The organism is Priestia sp. MDV22-iso46 (genome assembly GCF_058629175.1).
Genome location: NZ_JBZVWT010000003.1, coordinates 1 through 21,449, shown reverse-complemented (window position 1 = coordinate 21,449; position 21,449 = coordinate 1). Strand labels below are relative to the sequence as shown.

The 21,449-nt window shown below is 34.7% G+C and carries 23 protein-coding genes; 9 read left to right on the top strand and 14 right to left on the bottom strand.

Annotated features, from left to right (window positions below; translation table 11 throughout):
• Positions 1–27 precede the first annotated feature (27 nt).
• Positions 28–1,473: a DHA2 family efflux MFS transporter permease subunit gene (locus AC4NPH_RS17170; protein ID WP_013058393.1), complete on the bottom strand. Its 1,446-nt coding sequence runs from the start codon at positions 1,471–1,473 to the stop codon at positions 28–30.
• 563 nt (positions 1,474–2,036) lie between these two features.
• On the opposite strand from AC4NPH_RS17170, the gene AC4NPH_RS17165 reads away from it, so the two are divergent.
• Positions 2,037–2,231: a hypothetical protein gene (locus AC4NPH_RS17165; protein WP_098196827.1), complete on the top strand. Its 195-nt coding sequence runs from the start codon at positions 2,037–2,039 to the stop codon at positions 2,229–2,231.
• Positions 2,232–2,610: 379 nt separating this feature from the next.
• Here the strand turns inward: AC4NPH_RS17165 and AC4NPH_RS17160 are convergent, their stop codons facing one another.
• The 3 genes from AC4NPH_RS17160 to AC4NPH_RS17150 form a co-directional block, all read right to left on the bottom strand.
• A complete protein-coding gene (locus tag AC4NPH_RS17160; protein WP_491938830.1) occupies positions 2,611–4,308 on the bottom strand; it encodes an MFS transporter in 1,698 nt (565 codons plus the stop codon).
• Positions 4,309–4,443: 135 nt separating this feature from the next.
• Entirely contained in the window at positions 4,444–5,076 is a 633-nt protein-coding gene (locus AC4NPH_RS17155) for a TetR/AcrR family transcriptional regulator (protein WP_055990508.1), read from the bottom strand.
• A 692-nt stretch (positions 5,077–5,768) separates the two neighbouring features.
• Positions 5,769–6,584: a DUF2935 domain-containing protein gene (locus AC4NPH_RS17150; protein WP_053487612.1), complete on the bottom strand. Its 816-nt coding sequence runs from the start codon at positions 6,582–6,584 to the stop codon at positions 5,769–5,771.
• Positions 6,585–6,748: 164 nt separating this feature from the next.
• On the opposite strand from AC4NPH_RS17150, the gene AC4NPH_RS17145 reads away from it, so the two are divergent.
• Positions 6,749–7,228 (top strand): hypothetical protein, encoded by a 480-nt coding sequence (locus AC4NPH_RS17145; RefSeq protein ID WP_013058398.1) that lies wholly within the window; start codon positions 6,749–6,751, stop codon positions 7,226–7,228.
• A gap of 266 nt (positions 7,229–7,494) precedes the next feature.
• On the opposite strand, the gene AC4NPH_RS17140 is transcribed toward AC4NPH_RS17145, so the two are convergent.
• Complete coding sequence (locus AC4NPH_RS17140; RefSeq protein ID WP_013058399.1) at positions 7,495–7,728, bottom strand: hypothetical protein; 234 nt, start codon at positions 7,726–7,728, stop codon at positions 7,495–7,497.
• Positions 7,729–8,030: 302 nt separating this feature from the next.
• On the opposite strand from AC4NPH_RS17140, the gene AC4NPH_RS17135 reads away from it, so the two are divergent.
• A complete protein-coding gene (locus AC4NPH_RS17135; RefSeq protein ID WP_013058400.1) occupies positions 8,031–8,168 on the top strand; it encodes a hypothetical protein in 138 nt (45 codons plus the stop codon).
• 325 nt (positions 8,169–8,493) lie between these two features.
• Here the strand turns inward: AC4NPH_RS17135 and AC4NPH_RS17130 are convergent, their stop codons facing one another.
• Positions 8,494–9,012: a DinB family protein gene (locus AC4NPH_RS17130; protein WP_098196829.1), complete on the bottom strand. Its 519-nt coding sequence runs from the start codon at positions 9,010–9,012 to the stop codon at positions 8,494–8,496.
• A 308-nt stretch (positions 9,013–9,320) separates the two neighbouring features.
• Here AC4NPH_RS17130 and bioF point away from each other — a divergent pair, with 308 nt between their 5' ends.
• From bioF to AC4NPH_RS17110, 4 genes are all read left to right on the top strand, one after another.
• Positions 9,321–10,499, top strand: a complete 1,179-nt coding sequence (gene bioF, locus AC4NPH_RS17125; RefSeq protein ID WP_098196830.1) for an 8-amino-7-oxononanoate synthase — start codon at positions 9,321–9,323, stop codon at positions 10,497–10,499.
• On the top strand, positions 10,496–11,242 hold the full coding sequence (locus tag AC4NPH_RS17120; RefSeq protein ID WP_053487614.1) for an alpha/beta fold hydrolase: 747 nt from the start codon (positions 10,496–10,498) through the stop codon (positions 11,240–11,242). Before bioF ends, AC4NPH_RS17120 begins: the two co-directional genes overlap by 4 nt.
• Entirely contained in the window at positions 11,235–12,059 is an 825-nt protein-coding gene (gene bioC / locus AC4NPH_RS17115) for a malonyl-ACP O-methyltransferase BioC (RefSeq protein WP_098196831.1), read from the top strand. Before AC4NPH_RS17120 ends, bioC begins: the two co-directional genes overlap by 8 nt.
• Positions 12,060–12,486: 427 nt before the next feature.
• Entirely contained in the window at positions 12,487–12,738 is a 252-nt protein-coding gene (locus AC4NPH_RS17110) for a YnfE family protein (RefSeq protein WP_013058405.1), read from the top strand.
• Between the two features lie 776 nt (positions 12,739–13,514).
• Here the strand turns inward: AC4NPH_RS17110 and AC4NPH_RS17105 are convergent.
• Both AC4NPH_RS17105 and AC4NPH_RS17100 read right to left on the bottom strand, forming a co-directional pair.
• On the bottom strand, positions 13,515–13,664 hold the full coding sequence (locus tag AC4NPH_RS17105; RefSeq protein WP_013058406.1) for a hypothetical protein: 150 nt from the start codon (positions 13,662–13,664) through the stop codon (positions 13,515–13,517).
• A 262-nt stretch (positions 13,665–13,926) separates the two neighbouring features.
• Positions 13,927–14,769 (bottom strand): TrmB family transcriptional regulator, encoded by an 843-nt coding sequence (locus tag AC4NPH_RS17100; RefSeq protein ID WP_013084386.1) that lies wholly within the window; start codon positions 14,767–14,769, stop codon positions 13,927–13,929.
• Between the two features lie 157 nt (positions 14,770–14,926).
• Between AC4NPH_RS17100 and AC4NPH_RS17095 the strand changes: the two genes are divergently transcribed.
• The gene (locus tag AC4NPH_RS17095; RefSeq protein WP_013058408.1) at positions 14,927–15,874 is read left to right on the top strand and encodes a DMT family transporter; all 948 of its coding nucleotides are present in this window, start codon (positions 14,927–14,929) and stop codon (positions 15,872–15,874) included.
• 180 nt (positions 15,875–16,054) lie between these two features.
• Here the strand turns inward: AC4NPH_RS17095 and AC4NPH_RS17090 are convergent, their stop codons facing one another.
• Both AC4NPH_RS17090 and AC4NPH_RS17085 read right to left on the bottom strand, forming a co-directional pair.
• Positions 16,055–17,257, bottom strand: a complete 1,203-nt coding sequence (locus AC4NPH_RS17090; RefSeq protein WP_216885040.1) for an iron-containing alcohol dehydrogenase — start codon at positions 17,255–17,257, stop codon at positions 16,055–16,057.
• A gap of 350 nt (positions 17,258–17,607) precedes the next feature.
• Positions 17,608–18,498 carry a LysR family transcriptional regulator gene (locus tag AC4NPH_RS17085; protein WP_098196833.1) on the bottom strand — a complete coding sequence of 297 codons (891 nt, stop codon included), beginning with the start codon at positions 18,496–18,498 and terminating at the stop codon, positions 17,608–17,610.
• Positions 18,499–19,030: 532 nt separating this feature from the next.
• On the opposite strand from AC4NPH_RS17085, the gene AC4NPH_RS17080 reads away from it, so the two are divergent.
• Positions 19,031–19,222 carry a hypothetical protein gene (locus AC4NPH_RS17080; RefSeq protein WP_013058411.1) on the top strand — a complete coding sequence of 64 codons (192 nt, stop codon included), beginning with the start codon at positions 19,031–19,033 and terminating at the stop codon, positions 19,220–19,222.
• 386 nt (positions 19,223–19,608) lie between these two features.
• On the opposite strand, the gene AC4NPH_RS17075 is transcribed toward AC4NPH_RS17080, so the two are convergent.
• The 4 genes from AC4NPH_RS17075 to AC4NPH_RS17060 form a co-directional block, all read right to left on the bottom strand.
• The gene (locus tag AC4NPH_RS17075) at positions 19,609–19,776 is read right to left on the bottom strand and encodes a hypothetical protein (RefSeq protein ID WP_013058412.1); all 168 of its coding nucleotides are present in this window, start codon (positions 19,774–19,776) and stop codon (positions 19,609–19,611) included.
• Between the two features lie 408 nt (positions 19,777–20,184).
• Complete coding sequence (locus AC4NPH_RS17070; RefSeq protein WP_013058413.1) at positions 20,185–20,694, bottom strand: GNAT family N-acetyltransferase; 510 nt, start codon at positions 20,692–20,694, stop codon at positions 20,185–20,187.
• 28 nt (positions 20,695–20,722) lie between these two features.
• Positions 20,723–21,070: a hypothetical protein gene (locus AC4NPH_RS17065; RefSeq protein ID WP_013058414.1), complete on the bottom strand. Its 348-nt coding sequence runs from the start codon at positions 21,068–21,070 to the stop codon at positions 20,723–20,725.
• Between the two features lie 110 nt (positions 21,071–21,180).
• Positions 21,181–21,449, bottom strand: a 269-nt coding sequence (locus AC4NPH_RS17060) for a hypothetical protein (protein ID WP_491938829.1), incomplete at its 5' end; no start/stop codon positions are given.

Genomic DNA, 21,449 nt, shown 5'->3' with positions numbered 1-21,449 from the left:
AGACCATCCAATGGTCTGTGTTTTTTATTAATGTGCTTTTTGTTCAACATTAACTCTCTTGATAAAGAACGAGATAACCAATCCAACAATTGAAACAATAATCGCAAAGATGAACGCATGCTGAACACCGTTGGTAAAGGCAAGAACTTGATTTAATGGATCCATTTTATCTGATACCGTCTCAAGGAAGCTTCTTGAACCTGATGAAAGAATGGAAATTCCAACAGCTGTTCCAATTGCGCCTGAAACCTGCTGCAAGGTGTTCATAATCGCTGTTCCATGCGGGTACAGCTCAGGTGGAAGCTGGTTTAATCCGTTTGTTTGAGCCGGCATCATAATCATCGAAATGGCTATCATAAGCGCAATGTGCAGAGCAACGATAAACCCTGTTGACGTTTCCAGCGTTACGGTTGAAAAACCATACATGGTGCCGGCTACAATCACAAGGCCCGGAATAACTAACCATTTGGGACCAAAGCGGTCAAATAATCCGCCCATAACCGGTGAAAGAATTCCGTTAATCACTCCTCCAGGAAGAAGCATTAGACCAGCGGCAAAGGTCGATAAAGCTAATGATGTTTGTAAGTATAAAGGTAAAATCATCATCGCAGACAGCAGTACCATCATGCAGACTAGAATTAATAAAAGGCCAATTGTAAACATTGGATACTTAAAGGCTTTAAGGTCTAGCATTGGCTCTTTCATCTTCGTTTGACGAATAGAAAATGCAACTAATGCAATAGTTCCAATCACAAGAGTTAGAACAACCTGTAGACTTCCCCAGCCTCCACCTTCTCCAGCGCTGCTAAATCCAAATACGATTCCTCCAAAACCTATTGTTGAAAGAACAACAGAAATCATATCGATTTTTGGCTTCGTTGGTGTGGTAACGTTCTGCATAAAGAAAGCTCCAAACACTAAGGCAACAAATAATAGCGGAAGTGAAATCCAGAAAATCCAGTGCCACGTTAATGTTTTTAAGATTAAGCCTGATACGGTTGGGCCAACAGCTGGCGCAAACATAATAACAAGGCCGATAATCCCCATTGACTTTCCACGTTTATGCGGCGGGATAATAACAAGAATCGTGTTAAACATAAGCGGTAAAAGTAAAGCAGTTCCAACGGCTTGCACGACACGGGCAATCATGAGTACCCCAAATGTTGGTGCAATAGCGGCAATAAATGTTCCAATGATGGAGCAGATTAGAGATGCTATAAAAAGCTGTCTGGTCGTAAAACGCTGAAGAATAAAACCTGAAATAGGTACTAGGATTCCTAATGTTAACAGATACCCTGTTGTCAGCCACTGTGCGGTTGTTTCATGAATACCAAAGCCAGAAATTAGCTCCTTTAACGCCATATTTAAAGCTGTTTCACTAAATAAACCAATAAATCCAGCAATAAGAAACGACGTAATAATCGGCAGCACTTTGATGTTAGAGCTTTCGGCTACTGTTTGTTGATTACTCATATTAAATTGTCTTCCTCTCTTTTACATACTCTTTTTAGTGAACGTTTTTCTATCTCAATGATAAGTTGATTAGCAGACAAACAATGCATATTGATATAAAGATTAGTGATAGGTTTAAGGCATTATGTTGACTAAGCTTTTTCTTTCTCTTCTCTTTTGATCGAAGTGCTTTTTGTCTTCTAAATTCGTTTCTTTCCACAGATCCCTCTCCATTTCATTTCTAAATCAGTTTTAGAAACCTTCCTATGTAAACTCATTTCCATTCCTAATATGGACTTTTTAATAAGTAAGTTAAAAGGAAATAGAACTATAAAATGAATTTCACTCTACATAACAGGAATATTGTAACACAGCTATAAGTACTGTTTCTATCTAAAATATACTAAATAACAACAGCTATATACCTAACTTAGTGCCCTGTGACAATTAAAATTTGTTTCTGTTGTATGCTTTTTGTTCTGTTTGCCCTAATAGAACACAACTAACTTTTTAATCATCAGTCAAAAGAAATAGTATCAGAAATTAAATAATAGTAAAAATTGATACTATGGAGGTGTTTTCTTATGAAAAAGTATGAAGTAACGTTTCACCTAATTAATGGTGAAATAAGACATTTAGTTGAAGCTAAATCACTTATTCGTGCAAAGAACTACATACAGTATAGGTTTGAAGATAAAAGTAAAATATTGGATCTAGCAAATGATTTGGTCATTGTTAAAAGGAACGTCCAATACTTTACGGTAGTTGAAAAAGAATAATTAGCTATGTAAAAGGACGTTATCTACAAAAGTAATGTCCTTTTATATCCATACACTATCTTATAGGGTAGTCTCTTTTTCTCCAGCTCGAATTCACATACTAAATTTATCTAACTAAAAAGATATTCTTCTAAGCAGAAGAATATTATAGTTAAAAATTTATGTGGATAATTGGTAGTTCTGAACAGAATTATTAAAATTCAGTCTCTTCATTTTAATAAATAAAGGGATTCATCTAGGTTCTCCTCTGTATTTTTGTATTAGTTATTAATTTACATAAAGCATATCTGTAAAGAGTACGTGTAGAAATTAAAAGAGCAAACTCCCTTACACGTGAGTTTGCTCTTTCTGTGCTTTATTCAAATTTCTTCAGTTTAACTTATTGTCCTATATCCTTCATCCTTTTAAGAGCTTTTCTATATTCTTGATCTCTCATATGCAGCATTTTATCAGGAGAAGGTTTAGGCTGACCAAACTTTTTTAAAGCTGCTCTATACTCGCTGTCACCAATGACTTGATTCGAAACAGCCTCTTTAGGCGAACACTCAAAAACGGGAGTATCTTTTTTAAGGTGAACCTCTTCGGTACTCAGCTTTTCTTTATTTTTTTCTTTGTCATGAGGCTTATGAGCCAGCTTGTGGCCTTTACCTGTTAGGAACATCAAAAATGAAAGAATTAATACTACAATGCTCAATACACACGAAAACGTAGAAAATGTATGATAAGTAATGATTTCAGATTTTACATGTAGAGATTGCGTGAAATTTTCTTTACTAGCAACCTGACTCTCTGCACTTACCGTTGCAAGTTGATCTTTATACATCTTTGCAAAGACGATACTGCTGATTATAGGGATGACCGCCGATACTGTAACTCTTATAAATTGAACCGTGACCATTCGAGGGACTAAGCTTGGTAGTGGTCCGCCTAAAGCAGCACCCATAAGACCTGCAGCAACTGTGAACCCTACTCCTGCGATTAAAGCGGCAAAGCTGCTAACAAAGAGGAATGCAGAAACATGACCGTCTAAATACATCCACTGTATGTTCACTCCCATAATAATGACCGCTCCTATAATACCTAATACGCCCGGTCCAACTTTATCATATAATACGGCACTTAATATGGCCGCAATCACTATTCCCGCAAAAAGCCCGATATAGATCAGTGAAATGTCTCCTTTATCAAAACTAGATCCGCTTTTAAGCAATCCTTGTAGAGATAAAAGAGTTAAACTCATACTAATATTGCCTATAACAGCAATTAAGATAGCGAGAGCTGGTTTTCGAGAAGCCACTAATCTAAAGGGAATTAACGGATTTTTAATATGCCATTCTGCTATAAATAAAAAGCATAAAAAAATGACGCTTCCTACTATGCCTATCCATACATAAGTAGATGTCCATCCTGATTTTTGGAGATTAAGTAATGTAAACGTAATAAATGCGGTAACCATAAACATTAACGCTACACCGATGATGTCAAATGGTTCATGATGTTTGTGCTGTTGATTGGCGTGATCATTTGTTAAAAATTTGTAGCTGAAGCATATTCCCAGTAAGGAAAGTACGGCCGCTATATAAAATAACCCTCTCCAATGGTCGTAGCTGTTCACTAACATTCCCAGAAAAATACCGACAACGCTAGATCCATAAAATCCGCCGATAAGAATCAGTAATGCCAAGTTCCGTTTCTGAATCGGAAAAGAAAGAACCAGCATTGGAATCATCATCATAAGTGCTAAACCTGTTCCTGTTCCTTGAAAAAAACGACCAATACCCATTCCTAAGAAGCTGTTAGAAGCTATACTTACGATAGCTCCTATAAGAAACAAGCACATCGAAAGAACATAAGTCCTTCTCTCCCCTATCTTATGTCGAAGGATAGGTCCAAACGGAATACAAAATGCAAAGCTTATAACCCCTATTAAAACCGGTGTTATCGAAATATAAGATTGATCGTTAAACGTTTGTTGGAGAATTTCACGTATAGAATTTAATGAAGTGTTTAACATTAAACCAGGACCAATAGCTAAAACTGCCAGTAAGGAAATCCCCCAGTGTTTTTCTATTTTCATACTACAATTCCTTTCTGCCTTTCATGATTGTAAAAAGCTAAAAATGCGAAGCTCACGTTTCTTCCAACCATCACAGTAGCTATGGTAAAGAAGAAAGATATTTATCCGCATTTGAACAAACTAAAAAATAAAGCTTCAGTAAGGAAGCTTTATTTTATTTTCTAAACCTGCCACTCGAATTGGCCCTAAAAGTGTTAGACTGGTTAATTTTTCAGCCATAAATGCAGGGCTAAATTTCATATCACTTTCTAACCAAGAACAAATGACACCTATATGAGCGGATGTGATATAGCTAATCAGGATATCTTTAGGGATATCAAGTCCATCCTCTGCTTCTCCAATCGAAGAGATTAGCTCTCCATACACTCTTTTCTTTACAATTTCCGTCATATGACTTCTAAATTGAGGTAATCCTCGATCACTTAGCATGACTTTAAAATAATCGGCATGGTCATAGATGAATTCGAAAAGCTTTAAGAAAGAAACGGATTCATTTTTTTCTTCTACTTCTGAAGAATCCTCATTATTTTGTTTTGGTTTCACTTTCTCTATTAGCTCTTCTAGAACTTCATTCATACTCTGCATGAGAAAGTCTTGCTTATCTTGATAATGCAAATAAAAGGTTCCCCGCGTTAATTCTGCTTTTTCCGTAATTTCTTGAATCGTAATGGATGTAACGTCTTTCTCTTTAAGAAGTTCAACTAAAGCGTCTCTTAAGTATTTATTTGTTCTTTTTATCCTAGGATCTACTTTTGCTTTTTTAGACATCGTTCGTCTCCTTGTATAACTTTTATTGAGTCTCAGGCATATGATTATGACTTGTATAGGTGCAGCCATTTAGGCCTTTTCTGATGATTAACTATTTAAATTAAACTACCCTGTATCAACAACATACATTCTACACATGATGTAAACTAATGAACATTATGTATATTAAGTCTCACAAAATATAATCAATCTGTCAATATCAAAAACTGATTAAGAACGAATCATTTGGTTGTTAGATATGGATGGCGCGAACGTAAGAGCAAAATCTTTGGTAATGAAAGAAAAAGAACTGAAAGATATAACTGGCGATGTAAGAAGTGCTGGTTTTTATATGCTGGAGATTGGACTATTGAGATAGCTTTTACATAGCAAACTACTCAAAAAGCAGAGACTGGGGCAAAAGTATTTTTGTTCAAGGAAGATCCGAACGCGTTTGATTCTTGATTAAGAATCAAACGCGTTCGGATTTTTTCATTGGTAGGGTAAACGTAGGTTTCATATATGCTGTTTCTTCTAGCTGATGATTTCCCTGTAACAAGTGATCTCTACTAGCTCATTTATCCCATTTGTTCATCTTTAGATTGAATGGATATAGTTATGTCTCAATCTCTTCTTTTATATGCCTATAAATAAAGCTTACAGAAATATAAAATAGGAATGGATTTAGGTCCTATGAAATGTTTTAGCTTATCTTAAAGATAAGAAATTCTTCTTAATGAGCATTGGTTGGCTTCTTGCTGTAATTCGGGAGCATAATAACTCAATTTTTTAATGAAATAACAAGTCTCAGGGAAATGATGTATCAGAAACCTTAACGTTTCCTTATTTAACAGCTTGTTCTCCTTATATTTTTCGGTCATAGCATAAACAAACCGGCTCATTTCAATAGTGGTTTTCCCTACTTCTAAGGCAAACTCTGTTTGTCTTGCAAAACCTGGCTGCTTAAATCGTAAATAACCTTTTAAATGATGGTTTTGCACAATGAATGTTTGAAACTTTCCGATATATGAATCCGCTTGTTTAGATATCATAATCTCAATCGGGTCAAGCAGGTTTTTAAACAAAACTGCATGTCCAAGCTGATCTTCCAGCCATAAATCCATTAATTTGACTAAGCTAAGAGGAACAGGCTCCTTTCCTTGTACTAAATAAGATAGAAATCTTAAATATTCCTGATTTTCACTTAACGTACCATTAAGATAAGTAGGAGATAAGTTTAGATTCACTGCGTTTTCAATTCGAAGAGCCTGAAGAGACCCTTCAAAATCAAAATACCCTTTGGCAATTGGCCAGGCCTTTCTTGAGAATTCTATTAATGCAGGATCGTTATGCATAACATCAGGGGATAAATAGTTCAGTTGTTTTAGCAAGTCATCAAACAAATGAATATATTGCTTAGCTGTTCGGACGTATTCGACTTCCTTCACCGATAAGTGATCTCGAACAAAATAAGTATGGTCCTGAATTATTTCTAACCAAAATAAATGTTCCTCCCATAATGAAATCATTACTAGCTCTCCCTTCGGTTTTCTTATTACTACATGTTTATTAGAAGCTTTAGAAGAAATGAACCAAAGTAATAAAAAACAGGATCTCTTATTTCATCACATAAACACTCACGAAAAAGGGAATATATATACATATCCATATTTTTAAAAAGGGAGAATATCATTTGAAGAAAAAAGATAAATTGCTAATCATTTTAATGACCATTTTACCTTGGCTTAGTATTCCGTTTATTGGTAAAAGAACGCTAAAAAGATTCCTTCCAGGAAGTCTTTTTATGAGTTTATATCTTATTGCCGAAGGCAGGTTTGCAGAGAAGAAAAAATGGTGGTGGTTTCCGTACTCCATCAAGCCCAATGTTCTAGCAGAATTACCGTTAATATTTGGCCCCTTTTTAGTTGGAGCTTTGTGGATATTAAAATATACTTACGGAAAGTTCAACTTATATCTTTTAGTAAATATACTTATTGATTCTTTTTTTACTTACTTCGGACTAAAATGGTTAAAAAAAATAGGATACGTCTCTTTAGCCCGGTTGACTAGATTTCAATTATCCATTGTTTTTTTAATAAAAACGTTTGTGCTGTATGGGTTTCAGATTGTTTATGAAAAGTGTTGCCATCTATCAAAGAATTCGTCCTTATAAATTTTGCAGTCTAAGATACAAAAAACAAAACAAAATGTCTATAAATGGGAGTATATTAAAGAAAAACATTAATGAAATAGATACTCATTGCTAAGTGGAATTATGATTTTTTAGATACTATGTAGTTACCTCAGGAAGCTAATGAACCCTATGCCTTAAGGCTTAAAAAGAGTGAAAACAAGGTTAAATAAAAAAGAAGTCGCCTTTTGGTAACTTCTTTTTTCCTACTATGGATATGTGGTTAAAACAAAAAACATATAAGTTTTTTATTTTTCAATATCTTCATCGCTAGGTTTTCGTTTATGTTTCTCACTAATAATTCTCTTGTTCAGTATCCTTACCTCACCCACCATTAGTAGTCTCATATCTTTTACAATATATTTAGCCAATTCTTCATCAGAGATATCATCACTATCAATATCAAGACGAAATTCCTGTCCTTGTATTCCACCGCCATTAGTAAAATCGACTTCAAAGTCAAAAATTACTCTTTTATCCATGTCTAATCCACCTTAACTTGTTTTAATCATCTAATATATATTCGGTTTAAGAAAACAAATGCCCTATCCAACAACTATCTAATAATGAAGCTTATTGTCTGATAAGTACCGGTAAAAGGACTTTTAAGTTCTAGATTGGTATTAAAAAAGGAATAATACTGTGGTAAAGGAGATTCTTTAGAACCTTAGACACCTGTTTACACCAATAAAATAAATATAATTAAAAAAGACAATGGGTTGAATAAGCTACGCTCTATTAACTCATCTTAACAATGTAACTAAATTTGAAAGGAGATTTAAAAATGAGTCAGAAACGCGATAAAGGCAATAGTCAGAAAGGCAAACCAAATAGCAATACGGTAGATCCAGTAATTGCAGCAGAAGACGTGGGAAAAGCAATTTTTCCAACTAATAAGCCTCCTGGCAACGCAAAACCTTAAAAGAAAATTAGAGTTGTATTATTAGCTGCCTGTTTGGCAGCTTCTTCTTAAGAAAAGAACTTAATTAATAAGTACGAATATGCTCAGACTTTTACGTTTTTTATACGATTTTTAGTACAAATGTTGGGACTTAGATGATGTAAAATCCTCTCTCATTTCTACTCAAATACTCTTCTTCAGCCCGCATTCTCAACATTCCTATAAGAATACGCGACCCTTTACAGAACTTTTGAAGTAAGATGAATTGCAGTTATCGAATCGTCCTCTTAACTTATTATTAAGATTAATTTTTAGAGAGTTTTTAACTTAGAACGCTTTAAGATATCTAACTGTTACTTACCTTCGTTGCATATAAATAAGCAACATAGTCAGTCATAACTCCAGGATGTCCCATTTGGCGTAACATAGCTGTTATATTTCCACGATGATATGTTCCATGATTAACTACATGTTGGATTAATTCAAATAGATTAGTTTCTAGCTGGCCAAAATTAGGATGTGCGCAGAAAACGAGTTGATTAAGGTTATCTTGGTGGTCAAAAAATGCTTTAAATTGCTCAGATAAGTTAAGAAACATCATCTCCATTTCCTCGATGCTTTTGCCTTTTATATTCTCTCTTAGTTGTTTTCCTGATTTGATAATTTCATCAAAACTATAACCTGACATGACACTTAACCATATAGTATCAGTAGCATAAATATGTCCTAACACCTCCGATACAGAAGAAAAAACATTCTTAACCTCCTTCTGGTAAATATCCTGAGGCAAGCCTTTTAAGTGACTAAAAATCTTTTGATTTGCCCATACATGGTAGTTATAAAACTGTAATTCTTGACCCTTCACTTGAGATTCCTCCTTATTCTAAAACCCACGACCAATATTAGGTATTCCTCATTGTTTTCAAAACACCTTCAAATGATTATTGAAAAAAGCATTGATTCTTTACGTTTTATTTAGGTACCGAAGTAAGGCTGCATGTGTACTCATGAGATTCAAAAAATGAACTGTAGTAGGCTATGTGGAGACAATTATCTAGTATCTCTTCTTTAAATTATTTTATCTTGACACTGTTCTAAAGGCGTGATTAGATATAATTGTTAACTTTAAATAAAATCAAGTTAACATATATTGTTTTCGGTGGTGAAAGTGCATTGTATTGGGAAGAAGATATAAAAAGAGAACTTGCCTATTTAGATGAAATTTTTCAAAAACGGCACCTTGTTACTACAGAATTTGCTGAACAACCATGGCTTACAGTCAATGGACATAAGATGTTAAACCTTGCCTCTAATAACTATTTAGGCTACGCAGGAGATAAGGGGCTGAAGAAAACAATGAGTGATGCTGTGATGACATATGGAATAGGAGCAGCAGCTTCACGCTTAATAGTAGGAAATCACTCTCTTTATGAGAAAGCAGAAAAAGCACTTGTTAATTGGAAAAAAGCTGAGGCAGGACTTATTATCAATAGTGGTTATAATGCAAACCTAGGAATCATCTCAGCCTTGGTTCCGCGTAATGGCTTCATCTTCAGCGATAAGTTAAATCATGCAAGTATCATTGATGGGGCCCTACTGAGCCGTGCAAAACTGCAGCGCTATCGCCATAACGATATGAACCACCTAGAAAATTTATTAAAAAAAGTTCCCTTAGAGTCACGGAAGTTAATTGTAACAGATACTGTTTTCAGCATGGATGGTGACTTTGCCAAGCTCAAGGAACTTGTTAAATTAAAAGAGCAGTATAACGCACTATTAATGGTTGATGAGGCTCACGCAAGCGGTGTATACGGAAAAAATGGTGAAGGATATGCGCATTTTCTTGATCTGCAAGATAAAATTGATATTCAAATGGGAACGTTTAGTAAAGCGCTAGGGTCATTTGGAGCTTATGTTACCGGAAAACAGTGGCTGATAGATTATTTAAAAAATAGAATGCGAGGATTCATTTATTCAACTGCTCTTCCCCCTGCTATACTCGGTGCAATAACGGCTGCGATTGAAAAGGTGCAACAAGACACAGAGCGTCGCGCACTTCTTCAACAACATGCACTATTTTTTAGAAAAGCACTTACATACGAAGGATTTAACACATGCAAAAGTCAATCTCAAATCATTCCAATTTTGACGGGAGAAAACAAAAGAACAATGCAGTTTGCAGAGCGTTTACAGAAAGAAGGAATTGCTGCTATTGCAGTTAGGCCCCCTACTGTTCCTGAAAATAAAGCAAGAATTCGTTTTACTGTAACAGCCGATCATACTCGAGAAGATTTAGATTGGGCCATAAAGAGAATTTCTCTAATTGGAAAAGAAATGAGTGTGATTCAATGAAACCATCCACTATTATAATATTTCCCGGATGGGGAATGGAAAAAGCAGCGTTTCATCCAATCATAAAATCATTGTCTACTATATGTAACGTTTTGTGTACAGACTGGAGAGGTGTAAAAGAACTAAGTGACTTTAGAGAACGTGCAATTCAATTGCTTACTTCTACTCAAGGTACTGTTTATTTAATGGGTTGGTCATTAGGTTCCCTTGTAACGCTTGAACTTGCAAGTTTATACCCTAACAAGATAGAAGGACTCATATTAATTGGCGGAACTAGTCGCTTTACAAACGACGTGCATAATACATTTGGATGGGAGCAACGTATCGTTGAACGTATGAAAAAACAGCTACAGCGCAATAAGGAAAAAACACTTACTGCATTTTATAACGCTATGTTCGCTAAATCTGAAAAAGAAGAAGAATTTCATCATCAGTTTGTTGAAGTTGCTCAGCGTGATTATCAAGGAGATAGTACGCACTCCCTCCTTACAGGGCTGGATTATTTACTTCAAAAAGATGTTAGAATGCAACTCAATCAAATTCAAACTCCTTGTTTGTTGATCCATGGAAGAGATGATCAAATATGTTTACCTGAGTCTTCTTCTTTCATAGCTGAAAGGATTGGTGGAAAAGTGCAGCTGTGTATCCTAGAAAAAGCTGGTCATATTCCTTTTTTTACGAAGCCTCAGCAATGTACGCAACTTATAGAGGAATTTCTCGAAAAGGAGCTCATTTATGATTAATAAGCAACTCTTAAAGAAAAGGTTCAATAATCATGCTAAAACTTATGATGCTTATGCCGATGTTCAAAAAAGTATGGCAAACCAATTAATAGATCAACTTTCGAGCAACTTCTTTAACCAGGAAATAGCTATTCTTGAAATTGGCTGCGGTACGGGTTATTTAACACAATTATTGTGCGAAAAATTTCCTAAGGCTACTATTACAGCAGTTGATTTGTCATCAGGAATGATTGAGGTAGCAAAGAAAAAAGTAATGGAAGATCGAGTTTCATTCATATGCGGAGATATCGAGGAGATAAGTATAAAAAGACGTTATGACCTTATTATTTCGAATGCAACATTTCAGTGGTTTAATAGTCTTCATACGACAATAAAAAAATTGTATAAACAACTTAAGCCTACAGGCAGCCTGCTATTTTCAACCTTTGGTAATCGTACATTTGAAGAGCTTCATTTATGCTACAGTCATGCGAAACAAAAGCTTGGTCTTTTCAGTAACAGTTCACCTGGCCAATCGTTTTTTTCTCTTGAAGGGTTGTCTCAAATTTGTGAACAAGCATTAGTTCCATTGAGAGAGCATCCATTTAAACTATCAAAAATGGAGAAACTAGAGGTTCAATACTTTCCGACGGTTCAGGCATTTTTTACATCAATAAAAAAGATTGGAGCAAGTAACAGTAACGAGGAAAACTACTGTCAACGCCCTTCGTTTTTTCGTGAATTAATCAACCTATATGAAAATGATTATCGTAATGAGAACGGAATAAAAGTAACCTATCATTGTTTAATATTTAATGTTACAAAAACGAACCAATAGCTAATCCTGCCCTGGCTACTCTCTAGAAGTGATGGATTTCAACTAAATTAAAAAGTGTCATACAAGAAAGTATTTTATATAAAATATCGTATCATCTCATATCAATTTCTATGTGAAAGAGCACGCTTCTTCATACTGTTATTTTGTTTAATAGGTTTTTGCTCAATCGCCTCTTCTATTTGACATATAAATTTAAGAAAATAACACATACTATAAGCAGTCCGTCCTTCCCTTTGCGGGTGAATGGTCTCTCCTTTCAATAAAGAAGGTTTTCTAAAAGCACCCTTTTATGGGTGTTTTAGTTTTCGGATGTATAATTTTGAAAGGTTAACACAATATTTATAAAGGGAAAGTGTCCCTTTACCTTCCCAGCGTTTCATATTTTTGACCTATGTATTACTTCAAAAATGTAAGGAGAATGATAAGCGTGGAAGAATTAAGACGGTATGTTGATGTTGTTAAAAAAAATATCGAAACTATGAAAGCTCCTGATTACGAAGGGAAAGAGAGGGATTTAGAAAACCAGCAAGAGCAACTAGAGCAGTATGAGCGATACCTCAAAGCAGAAAGTATCTCACCTGAAGGTTTTGATAGAATTGTGGATGCTGCTGTAGGTTATGCATCTAAAGATATCTCTTTTTCAGAGCTAGAAGAAATGTATAATCAATTAACGAAATAGTACTTTGATAATGGATGTTTGTTGAATTACTTTAAATACGTATAACTACAACAAAACGAGCATGTCCTGTAACTACTAAGCCTCCTCCCTTTGCTGACGAATTGCTTCTCCTTTACACGTTAAGTTTATAAAAACGCTCGCCTCCACGGGTGCTTTTTATTTTAAGGTATAATTCTTATGAAAGAAGTAATAGAATTTTTTAGCTAACTCCTTTCAGGTGGCTAGTGTTTACGTTATGTAATTGCCACCAATTAAAAAAGATCAATTGATCTTTTTTATGAATTAATTTGATTGTAACTATATTTTAATATACGCTCACTATTTGTGGATTATAATGGAATTACCACGTGATTATCTTTCTTTTAACTTGCTTTTTACCTTGAGCAAGTCTTTTTGTATTTATCGTTTCAACTTTTTCAAAGAAACATCATGCTACAATTAATTTTCACACACGTTATGTTGCATTAAGGACACTTTCCTCAATAGAATGCTGCCCTTTCTTATACGTTTACGGACAATCTATTTAAATCAGTTATAAGATGTTAAAGTAATTATTAAAATGCCACCCATTGTTTGCAGGACAGGTGGATTTTTAATATAGAATGCGGGCTTTTTTATACATGCTCTTTTCTTTTAACTATCCAAAGAATTTAGTCATATCAACGATCTATAAAAACCTCATAATCTAAAAAAGAATCCTTGGAAAAAGCTTACTGCTCAAGAATTCTTTTACTTAATCGGTTCTTTTAAGAATGATTTCTTAAGCTTATTTAATTTTATGGTTTAGTATCGTCTTTGTCCTGATTGAGCTCCTTTTTGGATTTCTTTACTATTTGATTTAATTCCCGTATGTCCCCTTTTGCATTGATGATTTCAAATATTTGATTTAATCTCTCGTTCGTTTGATCATCATGATCTCTCATCATCTATTCTCCTTATAAGATTACTACTATCATTTTCCACTTTATTAAGAATTATGTTTCTGATTTGATAATATCAAGACAGAGTTCATTTCACCGTCTAGCATAAGTTATTATGGTCATATTCAAGATCTCAGGAAATAAATGCCCTTATTAACCATGAAGACATCCCCTATACGAAGTTAGTTTGCGTAAAACATGTTACAGCTAGCAATAACAGTGACTATAATAAGTAACTTTATTATTGTTATATATGCATTAATACTGGCTATTTAATCAATCCTAATTTTGCTGCTACGCTATAGCCTGATGAATTAAATTTAAATCGATTACGAAGTTCAATAAGGTTCGGTCCAAAGCTTGACTCTAGGATCTCTCGATGTTTTTTCATCATTTCATAGATATACAAGTCGTGAATGATAACTTCTGTAATTGGCATAACTAATCCCGGATGCATCGTCCAGGCAGCACGGCTATCCTTACCAAGTGATAATATACCTGCAACTACTTCTCGATCATCAGCACTTAGAACAATCCATCGTCCGCCATATTCATTGGTTATTTCTTCGCTTGCATCATGCTGATGAACCTGCGCAAAGTCAAATACTAAATCTCCATAGGATACAATTAAAATTTCTACGCCTCTTTTGGCTGCTGCTTGTAATTCTTCTTTTAGTTCCTGGGCATCTTCTGCCCATATTTCCAATAGAATACGCCCTGTAGCTTCTTTTATAGCTTCCTTTGTACGATTTAGTATAGGCTCATAACCTGTAATGTTCCAGATGTTTTCTCTGTTTAAAGATACATAAGAATAATTTTCGAGAGCTTCTTCAGCTACTTCAAACGAGGATTCAGCTTTACGTTTTTTCAAGTTGATTAATTCATTAGGAGGTAATGGTGTATATAGAGCGGGATTTTCATGACTGATCATGACTTCTCCTCGATCCACTAGTCCTCCTAATACTTCATAAATTTTAGATCTTGGCACTCCGGAATTTAACGAAATAGCATACCCTGAAAGAGGAGATTTTTCTAGTAAAGCTAAATACGCTTTTGCCTCATATTCAGTAAAATTTACATCTTTCAAAATTTTTATTATATCTAGTGTCATGATTGGTCCTCCTTGATAATACCCGGATAAAGTCAATAATTTTAAACTAAGTATACCATTAGTACCCTTGACAGTTTGGGTTAAAAATTATAATTTAATTCTAGTTGCTACAAAAGTAGCTACCATATAGTTTTTAATCCTACTTGGAGGTGTAATAATGGATACAATGATAGCGAAACAACAAGAAAGCTTAAAAATAAGAAAGGTTAGAAGTGGAAATGGTTTATACATAAGTGCTTCCGTAATAGCCGTCCTTTTATGGAGTACATCGTTTGTTGGAACAAAAATAGCCTATACCTCTTTTCCACCCCTTACATTAGGAGCGGCTCGTTTTGTTATAGCTGCTGTTATTTTAGGACTTATTCTCTTAATCAGGAAAGATAAAACAAAGCCTTCATTCAAAGATATGGGGTTAATGTCTATGAGTGGTGTACTCGGTACTACCCTTTATTTTTCTCTGGAGAACATAGGAGTTGAACTAACAACAGCATCTAATGCCGCTATTATTGTAGCGTCGTATCCTGCTATAACGGTTTTGATGGAATTTCTTTTTTTTAGAAAAAAGACATCATGGGTAAAGGCCCTAGGAATTGGAGTAGCGATGATAGGTGTATATCAAATATCCTATAGTCCTGAAACTCAGACAGATGATAAGCAATTAATTGGTAATATTATATTAATTGTAGCAGGTTTTATTTTTGCTCTCTATAACTTCACAACTCGTAAAGTTGTCAAAAAATATTCCATGATTACTATCTCTTTTTATCAAACTTTGGCGGGAGCTATTACGTTTATTCCATTAGCCTTTATAGAGAAGTCAAGCTGGCAAACACCAGATATACGATCATTTCTAACCTTATTGTACCTAGGCGTTTTCTGCTCGGTTATCGCTTTTTTATTATATAATTTTGGATTACGCAAATTATCTTCTAGTTCTGCGATGACGCTGATGAATCTTGTTCCTATTTTTGGTGTGTTATTTTCTGTTCTACTCCTTCATGAAGTGGTAGGCATAAACCAATTTATTGGTGGAATCATTGTACTTTTGGGTGTAGTTTTGAGCATGAGGGAAACGAGGAAAAAGTATGTTTTAGAAAATAAGTAAAAAGTATAAACCTAAAAAAAGTCCTCAGTCAAAGTAGGGCTTTTTATTTTCAATAAAAAAGTACACAAAAACTGGTATTACGTATCTTCTGATTAAAAATAAATAGATACTATTTATAAACTGGCCCCCAATCGTTAGACACAGCCTGATGATTGGGGGCCAGTATTTAATCTTTATCTTTTAATTTAAGTTCTCTACTTCAGAATCCCAATTTTGATCTACACGGTTAAAGTAAGCTTGTTCAAGAATTTGCATGTAATCGCCCTCGGTAATTAAACGGACGTTACTTGATGTTGAGTTATTTTGCATGGCCAACCTTACAATGCTGGGAAAATCTTCTTTCTTTACACCCTCTAAATCTTTCAATTTAGGAATGTTTAATGATTCTGTTAATTCTATAATTCCTTGAATTAATTTTTCAACAGCTATTTCATCTGAATCTGAGTCCTTGGCAAAGCTCATATACCTTGCTAATGTCGCATGTAATTGCTTATTCTCCATAGAATTGAACCTTAATACATATGGTAAAAATACTGCATTGGCAACTCCATGCGGGGTATCATAAAGCCCTCCAAGCGCTTCTGCTAAGCAGTGTACCGAGGCAACATCTGCAGATCCAAAACAAAGGCCTGCTAAGAGACTTCCTTCCAGCATATCTTGACGAGCCGCTTCATTTTTGCCATCGTAGAAAACGATAGGCAATGCCGAAACAATGGTTCTCATTGCTTGAGCTCCGAGCGCTTGTGAAATAGGATTTGTTACTTTACATGTATAACCTTCAATCGCATGAACGAGTGCATCAATGCCAGTAGCGGCAGTAACAGAAGGCGGAAGACTGAATGTTAGTTCAGGATCAAGAATCGCCAAGACAGGTCTTAACAAACTATGTTTGAGTGTCATTTTTCGGTGTGTAGATGCTTCTGTAATAACAGCAGAACGAGTAACTTCTGATCCCGTGCCTGAAGTAGTTGGAATACAAATAACTGGTGCAATGTTTGAATACAGGAGTCGGCCGTCTGCATAGTCAGATGGTTCCCCGCCGTTTGGACCGCACAGTGCAATAGCTTTTCCAGTATCCATTGCACTTCCACCACCAATGGCAACAACTGCATCTGCACCAAAGTCACGAAATAATTTAGCACCTTCCAAGCAATTCTTATCTCGAGGATTTTGTTCAATGGAGTCGAATAACAATACTCGATATCCAGAAGCCTCTAGGGCCGTTATAATTGGTGAAACTAGTCCTGTACGGACCACACCTGGATCACTCACAATTAAAATGGATGAACCAATATTTAGGGATTTTAGCATTTCTGGCAATTCTTTAGCTTTTCCCATCCCTACCTCAATTTGAGTAGAACAAAAATAGTTATAGGATTTCATTTATACCCCTCCCATTATCTAAAATCAAATACATATCTTAATTAAATTTTAACCTTCTCTACCTCTACAATTAGTAGATTCAACTGTTAGGCTGCGGGTAACTTATATTTATGGTAGTTTAGACAATACACATACAGAATAGTAATGTAGTAGAGAACATAAATAAACTATATGTATATCCAACAAACTTCTTATCATATATAATACAAGCCCCGCCCCAATCATTACAGATGAATATTTAGATTGTTACTATCTAAAAAACCGATTAGTAATCTCTATAATATGTAATCAATTTATTTATGCAAACCAATCTTGACGTTCAATAAAAATAGATTCAAATACTAATCCCCTTAATTATCCAGTATTACTTCTCTAGCTACGTCTAAAAAAGCACTCAAAGCTGGAGATACCCGTTTGTCTTTATGCCAGACCAGCTGAGTTACGATTGGAAACTCTGGACCTTTCCATCTTAATACACTCATACTCCCTTCCTCTATTTCCTTCTCCACTGCTAGCTTAGGTAGTGCTGCTATTCCAATTCCAGCCATTACACATTTTTTGATGGCTTCTATATCACCAAGTTCAAGGTCATATAACGGTTGAACGGCTGCATCAACAAGTGACGCTTCAAATATATTTCGATAATCGCATTTCTCAGTAAAAAGCAGCGACTGACTATTCAGGTCCGCGGGTCTTACTTCAGATTTATCGGCTAAAGGATGATTCGGCGGACTTACTATAACAATAGGTTCCGCGACAAGCTGCTCGGCAATCAGCTTATCCGAGTTAATGCGAGTCATAGATATTAAAACAGCATCTATGAGACCTTGAGCAAGTAAATCCTCAAAATCATTTTCAGAAATTCCAGGTCGAAAAATCAGTTTCACTTTAGGAAAACGAGCTTGAAATAGTTTCAGCAAAGCTGGTAAGCGATAGGTGCATTGGGTTTCTGAAGCACATATTGTTAACGTCCCACTAGGCTCTTCACTCCCACCTACAGTCTCCTTTGCCTCTTCGGTTAAATCAAGCACCTTGTCCGTATATAGCTTAAAGCGCTTTCCAGCGTCAGTTAAGATAACTCGCTTCCCTAACCGGTCAAAAAGTTGGACAGCAAGTTCTTCCTCAAGAGATTTAATCTGAGCTGTTACACTTGATTGAGCATAGTGAAGGATTTCAGCTGTTCGAGTAAAGTTTAGTTCTCGAGCAGCAACTTGAAAAATTTTTAACTGTTTGAGTTCCATAGTTTTCTCTCCTAAATCATTTTCACCAATAATAATATTATTCTAAATATATCATTTCACTCGTGCTGCTTGTAAGCGTAATGTCTCTCACTACTCGCTTCTCAGAGAAACGTTTGCATATCAAGAATGTATGATGCAAAGCTGCTTATTCCGGAAAAAGAACCCTGGACAGTGAACAGAACTGATCCAAGGGTTCTTCTACTTGATTGGTTCCTTTAAAAATGATTATAGTAACTAAGATTGAACGCGATATACAGAGTGAAAACAGAAAAGACCTACCTCTTTTCTGTTAAAAAGGTAGGTTTTTCTGTTTCACGACTTTATCTAATGATATCTTATGGCAGCTTGAGTAGGTTGCTCAAATTATAAAAACATATTCAATTCTGAAAAGCAAAAAACAGGATCCATTTTTCTCTAATCTAAGGTGGTTCCTTCTGATAAACCCTATTACGTTATTCCGATGTAATAGAAGAAGGATTTTTACTTTTTAAGATAGAATAGTTCCTTAAAGAATCATAAAGGAGTTGATTTCATGTCTAAACAAATAAAGGATAGAAAAGAAATAAAACTTTTGGATTCTCAAATTTATTTATGTGATGAAATTAAAAAGTTGTTGAAGAAAAAAGAAAAAAGAAGTCTAGCCTTTGAACAAGAGTATACAGAACATGATATATTACACATTGCTTTAAACAGATTAATGAGTGAGTTAATCTCTAGACATTAAAAATGTCACCTATCATGTTTGATATTATTCGAAATAGATAAGTTTAATATAAAAAATAGACAGAATATTTCATCAATATCTTTACTTTGTAAACGCTTTCGTTTATACTAAGTATAGGTTGGATGGCATGAGTGGCTGTCATAGTATTTAGCGTAGGCGGGGCTGATACGAGGGAACAGGACATAGAAGAGATGTCCTTTTTTGTTTGGGCAATATTTCTTAGAAACTAGGAAATATTATAAAATGCTTTCAAACGTTTTTTTACTTAGTATGCCCTATCCAGTCTGGAAATTGAAAAAGACCACCTCTTCCCAGTCAAAAGAGGTAGCTTTTTTAAAATTGAATTAACAGTAGTCGTTAGATAATGCTTTATTAAGTTGCTTAATTTAATAAACTGTATTCGTAGACAACATATTCACCGCTTTTTCTAACAGTAAAATATCTTCTTCAACCATTCTTTTCACATCGTCGAGATCAAGTTGAATATATTCTTCTTTTAAACGTTCTAATTCCCTGACAAACAGGGTTCCCGTATAGTACCTATAATTTGTCACTAATATTTATCCCCTTTGTGTGCTCTTAATATATGTAATTCCCCTTTATTTAGATTAACAACCAATTAAAGCAGGATTTATAAAAAAATAATCCTTCCCTGATGTAGGCAAAGGATTTTTAACTTTATTAGAATAGAGAGAATACGTTATTAGTGTGGCCAGATTTGTAGTTTCATATACATACAAAGTTTAAAAATGTTATAATCACTCTAATTCTCTCTTACCTGAGATTCATAGTTTATTTAGTAAATACTAAAGTACTTCGTATATTATTACAGTTTTATCATTTGCACTTACCGGCGGCAAATAAATGATATATGAAATCGTGATTTTTGTACAATACAAGCACTAGCTTTTTTAATTTCATGATAGTCGGTAAGCTTAGCTTTTTATGGTGAAGAAGTAAGCTTACTTGTTCCATTCCGAAGCTAATATACCCATAAAATATGTATCTACGTACTTCCCATCCACATAGGCATGATTTCTTAATTTCCCTTCGGTAACAAAACCGATTTTTTCATACAATGCAATTGCCTGTTCGTTTATTCCTCTTGTAGTTAAATAGATTTTGTTTAAGCGGAGCTGTTTAAACCCTAGATCAATCATTTGCTCCATGGCTATTCGGCCGTACCCGTGACCTCTAGATTCTGAAGATAAAAGAATTCCTATACTAGCTCTTCCATGTGCGTAATCTATATCCTTCAGAAAAACCCATCCAACTAATTCTTTTTCATCGCTTTTAATTCCTAAAATTAAATCGTTGTTCATTCTTTTCTTTTCTACTTCTTGTACTACCTCTTCATAAGTTAAAGGTGTCCTGCCTATCATTCGTATTGCTCGTTCATCGTTTAACCATTTATGTAAGTATTGAATGTGAGTTGTTTCAAATGGCGTAAGGTGTATTTTTTTTGTACTCATTTATTTATCTACTCCTTTTTACGTATATTCAATCTTTATCCTTAATTAGAGTTAATTCATTAGTTTGAGATATTAAATCAATTATCTTATTTCCTTTTTCATAGTAAGTGGAGGCCCCTTCTTGGCTCCTCTCCTTCCACCCTTTTGATTTAATTACTAATTTATATCCTGACGGGATGCCGTTTTCTTCAGAAGCTTTAGACCAATCATAGATATCTACACGTTCTTTTTCTTTTACTAACTTTGCATTTTTAGGGACAGGAAATCCAGAAAATTTAGCGAATGGGATATAGGCAAAGAATGTAACAAAATAGAAAATTACTGCTCCCATTAGTAGAATTCCAGCAATGGTGACCGTCACGATTTTTTTCAACATACTGCCCTTCTTTCAATGACATTTTTAAAACGCGGTAAGTATTATAACCTGTAACAGCATTAAACTTTCTGTTCGAAATAATTATTAGTTTGGCGCCTGTTATTTTAAATTTAAGCACCTTTTTGTACATTCGTCTTATATAGCTGTTTCAACCAGAAATAAAGAATACATTCGCTGATTACAAAGATAAGAAAACTTATAAGCGTAGTTGCTAAAAACTCAAAGATGTTAAGAATAGACATAGCGTGTCCCCACCACCAATATCTAAAATCCGTTCCGAACAAAACTAAATAAATAAAAAGAGAAATTGCCTGAACTTCCCCTACTGATCTATCGGATTTTATAATGAGTATCCTTCCGATAAAGAAACTAATTATAA

What these genes read in the sequence shown, in the direction of transcription:
- AC4NPH_RS17170 (WP_013058393.1), bottom strand. Translation starts at nt 1,473, where the DNA reads ATGAGTAATCAACAAACAGTAGCCGAAAGCTCTAACATCAAAGTGCTG.
- AC4NPH_RS17165 (WP_098196827.1), top strand. Translation starts at nt 2,037, where the DNA reads ATGAAAAAGTATGAAGTAACGTTTCACCTAATTAATGGTGAAATAAGA.
- AC4NPH_RS17160 (WP_491938830.1), bottom strand. Translation starts at nt 4,308, where the DNA reads ATGAAAATAGAAAAACACTGGGGGATTTCCTTACTGGCAGTTTTAGCT.
- AC4NPH_RS17155 (WP_055990508.1), bottom strand. Translation starts at nt 5,076, where the DNA reads ATGTCTAAAAAAGCAAAAGTAGATCCTAGGATAAAAAGAACAAATAAA.
- AC4NPH_RS17150 (WP_053487612.1), bottom strand. Translation starts at nt 6,584, where the DNA reads ATGATTTCATTATGGGAGGAACATTTATTTTGGTTAGAAATAATTCAG.
- AC4NPH_RS17140 (WP_013058399.1), bottom strand. Translation starts at nt 7,728, where the DNA reads ATGGATAAAAGAGTAATTTTTGACTTTGAAGTCGATTTTACTAATGGC.
- AC4NPH_RS17135 (WP_013058400.1), top strand. Translation starts at nt 8,031, where the DNA reads ATGAGTCAGAAACGCGATAAAGGCAATAGTCAGAAAGGCAAACCAAAT.
- AC4NPH_RS17120 (WP_053487614.1), top strand. Translation starts at nt 10,496, where the DNA reads ATGAAACCATCCACTATTATAATATTTCCCGGATGGGGAATGGAAAAA.
- bioC (WP_098196831.1), top strand. Translation starts at nt 11,235, where the DNA reads ATGATTAATAAGCAACTCTTAAAGAAAAGGTTCAATAATCATGCTAAA.
- AC4NPH_RS17105 (WP_013058406.1), bottom strand. Translation starts at nt 13,664, where the DNA reads ATGATGAGAGATCATGATGATCAAACGAACGAGAGATTAAATCAAATA.
- AC4NPH_RS17100 (WP_013084386.1), bottom strand. Translation starts at nt 14,769, where the DNA reads ATGACACTAGATATAATAAAAATTTTGAAAGATGTAAATTTTACTGAA.
- AC4NPH_RS17095 (WP_013058408.1), top strand. Translation starts at nt 14,927, where the DNA reads ATGGATACAATGATAGCGAAACAACAAGAAAGCTTAAAAATAAGAAAG.
- AC4NPH_RS17090 (WP_216885040.1), bottom strand. Translation starts at nt 17,257, where the DNA reads ATGAAATCCTATAACTATTTTTGTTCTACTCAAATTGAGGTAGGGATG.
- AC4NPH_RS17085 (WP_098196833.1), bottom strand. Translation starts at nt 18,498, where the DNA reads ATGGAACTCAAACAGTTAAAAATTTTTCAAGTTGCTGCTCGAGAACTA.
- AC4NPH_RS17080 (WP_013058411.1), top strand. Translation starts at nt 19,031, where the DNA reads ATGTCTAAACAAATAAAGGATAGAAAAGAAATAAAACTTTTGGATTCT.
- AC4NPH_RS17070 (WP_013058413.1), bottom strand. Translation starts at nt 20,694, where the DNA reads ATGAGTACAAAAAAAATACACCTTACGCCATTTGAAACAACTCACATT.
- AC4NPH_RS17065 (WP_013058414.1), bottom strand. Translation starts at nt 21,070, where the DNA reads ATGTTGAAAAAAATCGTGACGGTCACCATTGCTGGAATTCTACTAATG.